The following is a 6,571-nucleotide window of genomic DNA, read 5'->3' on the forward strand; positions in this document are numbered from 1 at the left end:
GGGCGACTTCAACGTAGGGCAGTGAGGCAGGTGCAGTCGGTGAGGCTGTCGCAGCCGGCCCCAACCACATCGGCCACAGGGGTTCGGCTCGTCTCCAGGTCGCGGATCCTGGTGTTGATCTTGTCGAGTTTCGCCAAGGCACGCTCCTCCAGCGCCCTGGTGGGGTGGCGGCGGCTGGCATCGAGCAGGTCGGCGACCTCCCCTCGCCGAGGGTGAACCCGAGCCACTGCGCTGCCTTGATCACACCGAGGAAGGTCACGGCGTCGGCGGGCAGAGCCGGTGACTGCCGAGGGTGCATCCGGTTCGGCCGCGTGCCCAGTCAGTGGGACTGACCGCGCGCCGATGGGAACAGACAATCCCGCCGGGGGCGGACAACCCGACCTCACCTGCACTCCGCTATGAGCGACAGCACTCTTCGATTTCCTACGCCAGGCGAGGCGACAGCCCTAGGAGGCGGGATCCCTGTGTACCTTGTCAACATGCAAGTCTGCTGCCAGGCAAGCATCCGAAGGCGCCGCCCCGTTGGCTGCCAGTGCACCCAATTCCTGGATACGGTGATCGCTGTCAGTCACCGACCGGTGGGAGAGTGCTGTGCCTGACGCAGAGGGCTCCGCTGTCCCAGTGACGCTGGCAGAGATTGCCCGCATCGCAGGCGTGGGCAGGGCCGCAGTGAGTAACTGGCGTCGGCGGCACGCCACCTTCCCTGATCCCATAGGCGGTACTGACAGTAGTCCACTGTTCTCGATGGCGGAAGTCCGTCTATGGCTCCAGATGACCGGTAAGGTCGTGGAGGCCAACCCACCAGAGACGCTGTGGCCGCATCTGGAAGCGCTCGGCATGCGGGATTCGGCCGGAGCCGTGATCGCTACTGCGGGAGCTCGTCTGGCAGGGATCGTGGACCGGGCCGAGGCGAAGCTAACCCTGACGTCAAATCAATTGACGGTGGTCAATCAGATCGAGGAAGTCGCCCAGCGAGACGGGACGCGAGAGACATACGAGTATTTACTGCATCGCTGGCAACAGGCCAATGCTCGGCAAATCAGTTTTACTCCGGAGCCATTGGCGCGCCTGATGGCAGAGTTGGCGAACACGGTCGCTGGTCCCGCTGGCGTCATCCATACCGTGTTGGATCCTGCGTGTGGTACTGGCGGGCTGCTGACGGCCGCATTCGAACAGTGGGGCGACTCGGTACGTCAGGGAGCGGCAAATCGAAAGATCCAGCTGCTGGGTCAGGAGATTGATCCGGTATTGGCATCTCTCGCCGCCGCAAGGCTGACACTTCGCAAGGCGGTGAATCCAGCCGAGACCTGCGGTTTGGATAAAGCGTCGCCAAGTATTCGAGTTGGTGACACGCTGCGCGCTGACGGGTACCCTGCAGACCGGGTTGACGTCATTCTATCCAACCCCCCGTTCAACACGCGGAATTGGGGATATGAAGAGCTTGCTACCGATCGGCGGTGGGTCTACGGCCTTCCGCCACGCAGTGAATCTGAACTCGCCTGGGTCCAGCATGCCCTCGCGCGGCTCGCGCCAGAGGGGATAGCGGTACTCCTGATGCCGCCCGCGGTGGCTTCTCGGCCAGCGGGCCGGAAAATCAGAGCTGCTCTGCTGCGGGCCGGTGTGATCCGCGCGATCGTGGCGCTGCCGGCCGGATGCGCGCCGCCGTATAGCCTCGCTCTCCATCTGTGGCTACTGCAGGCACCTGGAGACAACGAACCTGCCACGGCAAACAGTGAACTTCTCCTTGTGGATGCGGCCACCTCAGGCGCGGATACAGATCAGGGGCCGCTCAGTGGTGGCAGGGAAACGGTGGACTGGGCCGGATTGCGGGAGCGAGTGCTAGGTGCGTTGCGTGGCGACGGCTATGGTTGGGTGTCCGTCCCTGTCATAGACCTCCTCGACGATCGGGTTGATTTGACGCCGGCACGGCAGGTGCCGTCGGCCGCAGAATCGGCGGCCTTGGAGATGCGCAGATCCTGGAGCCGTCTGGTCGCGCTGCTCGACGACCTACGCGAGTTGTCTGGGGCGCTGGCAAAGGTGGAGTCCGCGCCCGAGAGCGGCGCCGGGCAACCTCTCGCGCTCGTTGGTGACTTGGTGCGGGCAGGCGCTTTGGAATTGCTCACCGGGCGAAGCCCTGCGGAGGCATCGGTGCGTGCGGGAAAGGCACCGCCGGGAGCGGTGCCCGTACTTACGGTGCAGGATGTGCTGCTTGGAGGACGTCCCTCTGGCTGGCTACCGGGCGAGGAGGCCGCAGCCGCCGAACAGGCAGGTGAACTAACGATCACCGCGGCCGGCGATGTGGTGGTCGTTGCGGTCTCGCGGGCATTTTCGGCCTGGGTTGCGTCGCAATCGCCAATTGCGGTTGGCTCGAAGATTCACATACTGCGACCGGACTCTTCGCTGGTTGATTCTTGGTTTTTGGCGGGATGTCTGCGAGCACCATCTAACATGCGGCGTGCGGGTACTCATTCGTCGGCGTCCGCCCGGGTTGATGTTCGCAGACTCCAGGTGCTGAGCCTCCCGCTGGAAGAGCAGCGACGCTACGGCGACGCCGCGCGGCTACTCGCAAGGTTCGCAGAGTCGCTCCGTGAGACCGAGGGCATCGGGTCGAATCTGGTACGCGGCCTGAGTGAGTTCCTGCTGGCGGGAAGCCTCCGATAATCGAAAGAGGCGAACTGGGGTGTGGTGCGAATCAGGCGCCGCTCTTGAATGTCGGCAATTCTTCCAGGAGGCGGCGGGCCGCAGCAGTGTCGTAGCCGAGTTCAACTAGCTGAAGGCCGAGATCCTTACACCGCTTGGACACCTCGATACCGAGGTGCTGTGGAAGCCGCGTCACGAGTGGGACGATGGCGCGCAGAACGGCCAGCCCTCCGTCCTCCAACTGCCCTAGGGCGGCGAGGCTCTCGGCCGCTCCGAGTCTTGAGCACAGGATCAGAGTGGTCTTCTCGCCGTCCAGATTTGGCACCTGATTGTGATCGTCAATAATCTCGGAGTAAAGTTCAGCTGCTTTTTGGCAGTCGCCGGCGATGCGAAGACTGTCCGCGTAGGCGAGGCGAACCTGGTCGACCAGGTCGTCCGGGGTGCCGAGGGATTTCAATGCTCCTTTCAGGAGCCCGGCGAGGTCTTGGCAGGCTGCTTCCGGATCTCCGTTGCGCAATTTCTCTTTCGCTCGCACGAGGAGGTCTGCTGTCTGCGACCGGGTCAGGAAGCGGCTGGTACGCGTACGCCGAAGCTGCGCCGGCTGCACGACCGTACGTGCTTCCGACGAGGCAACAGAGGTCCGGATTGCACGCGGCTTGCGGAACGGCAACGTCGGGTCGGGGGTAAGGATCGGCTCAGGAGCTGGGTCTCCGAGCCGGGGCAGGTGAGGGGCAAGCGCTTCAAGCACCGCTGCCGTATCGGCGGGCCGGTTACGCGGGTCCTTCTCCAACAAATTGAGGACCAGCCGGTCGAGATCGTCGGGGACATTGCCGTACACGCACAGTGGTGCGGGTGCACGGTTAAGGTGCTGGTCGACGATGCCAGAATCTCCGGGTTCCTTGATAAAGGGTGGCCGACCAGTCAAAAGCTTGTGGAGCACGCAGCCCAGGACATAGAGATCGGTCCTGGGAGTAATATCACGCTCTAGCAGTTGCTCGGGAGCCTTGTAGCCGTCGGTGCCTATCGAGGCGCCGGCGCTGGTATACCGAGTGGCATCCGTCCATAGTGGTTTAGCGATACCGAAGTCGATAAGGAACACCCCACCATCGTGTGCGAGCAGGATGTTGTGCGGCTTGAGGTCGCGGTGCACGATCTGCAGCTCGTGCGCGGCGCCAAGTGCTTCTGTCGCCTGCGCTGCGATCGCTACCGCCGCTCCGATTGGCAAGGGCCAATGCTCGTTGAGGAAGTCATGGAGGGTCTGCCCGTCGATGAACTGCATGGCAAGGTAAGGCTGACCATGGTGCTCACCGTGCCCGTAGGCCTCGGGAATACCTTGATGCCGCACCTGAGCGAGGAGTCGGGCCTCCCGACGGAAGCGGCCCATTCGTTCACTACGGTCGCGTAGTATGTCCTCCGTGTCGTAGCCGCCGTCGGCGTTGAAGTCGAAACGCGGAGTCTTGATCACGACCGGGCGACCCAGCTCTTCATCCTCGGCGCGCCAGGCGCGCGCCATGCCGCCGCTGCCCAGAACCTCCCGCAGCCGGTAGCGGCCTCCTATCAACTCACCACTGTCCATGCGGGCCTCTCCGGTCGGTCTCCAGCCTCGTCCAGCCACAGCCCCTGCTCACCGGTGCCGCGGTGGGCGACACCATAGCTGCTCCCAGCGATCAACGGATCGCGTGTTGACTGAGTACACAGTATCTGGTTCTCTGTTCGTGTCCCCACCGGCCTCGTAGGCCGGTGTCGTAGACGCCCTGACGCAACCCATGGATCGGAGCGGCGACCTGATGGCTGACTGGCTGCCACCCTCGGGGATCGTCGGCAACCGTTCCTTCGTGCGTACAGGCACGTGGGCTGCTCGCGACGATCCCCGGAACTGTCCCGCCGCGGGCGCGGTTAGATCGCGCCCCGGCGTCGTCGCGAGGTCTGCCAGCCAGAGCACCAAGGATCCCCTGCAAACCTTCGCGCTCGGGGCGCTAATGACAGCCCTCGACATGGTCGAATACCAGCGCCCCCGCAACCGCGAACGGCCTGCTCATGACGGTCTCGTGACCTGGACTGCGGCCATGACCGCGCGATACCTGGCTGCACGGCAGGCCGATCAGGCGTCGCAGGAGGCGGTGGGCCGGCAGCGTACCCACCCTGTCGAACATGTGTGGGTGGCGCGGCGCGAACTGCCGTCTGCCGACCACCGGGGCGCCACGTACTACGAACAGACCTGTTGGGGACGCCGCTACGCGTCACTGGACGGCGCCATCCGGGAGATCTGGCTGCTGAGGCCGGGCACCGCCGCGACGCGCCCCGGGGACGCAGAGTTAGCTGCCGCCGCGTACGTGGCGGCCTTCGGCGAACCTTGTGCCAACGACGCATTCAACCGGCGCCACACACCGCTAGCCGATCTCTCGCCAGCGCACTACACCCGCCCTCAGCAGGTACGCATCGTCTCGTTCGGCTGCACGGACGGCAGCACCGTCCAACTTCTTGACTGGGACTGCGAGGAAGTCGCTCGCCGCTACTCTGCCGAGGCGGCGGCGGCCCTGGCCAGGACGGTCGAGGGCTCCGACCTCGCTCCCGGCTCCGACTGCGTCAAGTGCAAGGCGCTGGTCGGCTGCACCGCGGTGCACCAAAGTCCCGGAATCCTGGGGATCGACGCCGCCCGGCGACCCCGTCGTAGCCTCTCCGTCTCTGACCTGCGCGCCTACGCGGCATGCCCAGCGCGTTACCACCTCACCCGGCAGTTGAAGCTCCGAGGCGACCAGCAGGAGAACGACGCCATCCGCCGCGGCCGAGCGGTCGATGCCTGGCTGAACACGCGGCACGAAGCTCGCCCGGCGGCTGGCTGCCGCGGACTCCCAGGACCTGACGACCCCAGCCAGTGGTCGGCTGGTGCGCTTTCTATTGTCGGCGATGAGGCCCGCCTCGGCGCCCGCATGCTCGCTCAACACGCCGCGCTGTGCCCACTCGATGGACTTGCGGAGAGCGAGAAGGTCCTTGTCCAACGGCAAGTTACCGCCTACGACCCCGAGCTCGACCTCCTGCTGGTCGCCACTCCAGATCTGCTGTACACCCGCGCGGGCGGCTGGATCTGGCGGGAGACCAAGACGACCACGAGCTACCTATGGGAGGGGCGCCCGCTGCTACAGCAGTATCCCCAACTCGCACTCGCTGTCCTGCTGGTCGCGTCTGGGGCGCTCGGCGGCGACCTGAGCCGCTCCCGGATCGAGTTGGAACTCCTCTACCCCGACGACTGCGGCCTTGAAGAGGTCGACCCCGGACTGGACGCCACCGTCGCCGAAGCTAGAACGGTCATCGCCGATCTGGCGCACTCCTGGAACCAGGACACCGTCTACATGCCAAAGCCGGGACGGCATTGCGATGACTGCGAGGCGCTCGGCTGGTGTCGGCCTGGGCAGCAGCATCTCACCAGCGCCGCGGCCGACTAGAAGACGAGGTCCCTATGTCCCCCACGCTGCCACCGCTTGCCCCAGAGGAGTGGGCCGCCCATAGCGGCATCACGCTGCTGCGGACCATCGCCACCGCCGTGATCGACCTCGCCGATCTCGACAGTCTGGAGTCATTCGTCCTCCCTTACCCGGCCGAAGCTCAGCGAGCCTTGGACCGCACCGTCCTGCGCTGCCTTCTACGCGGCGCCGAGCCACCGCGTAGCCTGCCTGATCTTCTGTCCTGGTGCCGGGAGCGTCCGGTCGCAGACTGGCCACTGCATCTACCCGAGGACGCTGTCGCCCCTGACCATTTTCTCCTCGACCCCGCCTCGGGAGCACCTACCGAGCTATGCCACGAGTGGGCACTTAAGACCCGGGACAGTGCCGGTCGACAGTACGATCGGCTGGTCGTGCACAGCGCAATGCAACTGTGCCGGCAAGCCGGTGCGCCGGAATCCTATACCGCCTTTCGTCGGCTACTCGTCGAG

Annotated in this window: 5 protein-coding genes; 3 read left to right on the top strand and 2 right to left on the bottom strand. The window is 65.1% G+C overall.

Annotation, left to right across the window (positions count from 1 at the left end):
* Positions 1–8 precede the first annotated feature (8 nt).
* Positions 9–227 (bottom strand): hypothetical protein, encoded by a 219-nt coding sequence (locus AC08OP_RS18190; RefSeq protein WP_476615292.1) that lies wholly within the window; start codon positions 225–227, stop codon positions 9–11.
* A gap of 442 nt (positions 228–669) precedes the next feature.
* Here AC08OP_RS18190 and AC08OP_RS18195 point away from each other — a divergent pair, with 442 nt between their 5' ends.
* Positions 670–2,661, top strand: coding sequence for an HsdM family class I SAM-dependent methyltransferase (locus AC08OP_RS18195; protein ID WP_476615293.1), 1,992 nt, complete (start codon positions 670–672; stop codon positions 2,659–2,661).
* A 31-nt stretch (positions 2,662–2,692) separates the two neighbouring features.
* Here AC08OP_RS18195 and AC08OP_RS18200 read toward each other — a convergent pair whose 3' ends face one another.
* Positions 2,693–4,216, bottom strand: a complete 1,524-nt coding sequence (locus AC08OP_RS18200) for a serine/threonine-protein kinase (RefSeq protein ID WP_476615294.1) — start codon at positions 4,214–4,216, stop codon at positions 2,693–2,695.
* Positions 4,217–4,427: 211 nt separating this feature from the next.
* Between AC08OP_RS18200 and AC08OP_RS18205 the strand changes: the two genes are divergently transcribed.
* Positions 4,428–6,083, top strand: a complete 1,656-nt coding sequence (locus tag AC08OP_RS18205) for a PD-(D/E)XK nuclease family protein (RefSeq protein WP_476615295.1) — start codon at positions 4,428–4,430, stop codon at positions 6,081–6,083.
* A gap of 14 nt (positions 6,084–6,097) precedes the next feature.
* Positions 6,098–6,571: pPIWI_RE_Y domain-containing protein (locus AC08OP_RS18210; RefSeq protein ID WP_476615296.1), on the top strand; the 474-nt coding region annotated here is incomplete at its 3' end.

The sequence above is a fragment of the Frankia sp. CeRuru1 genome (genome assembly GCF_977966315.1).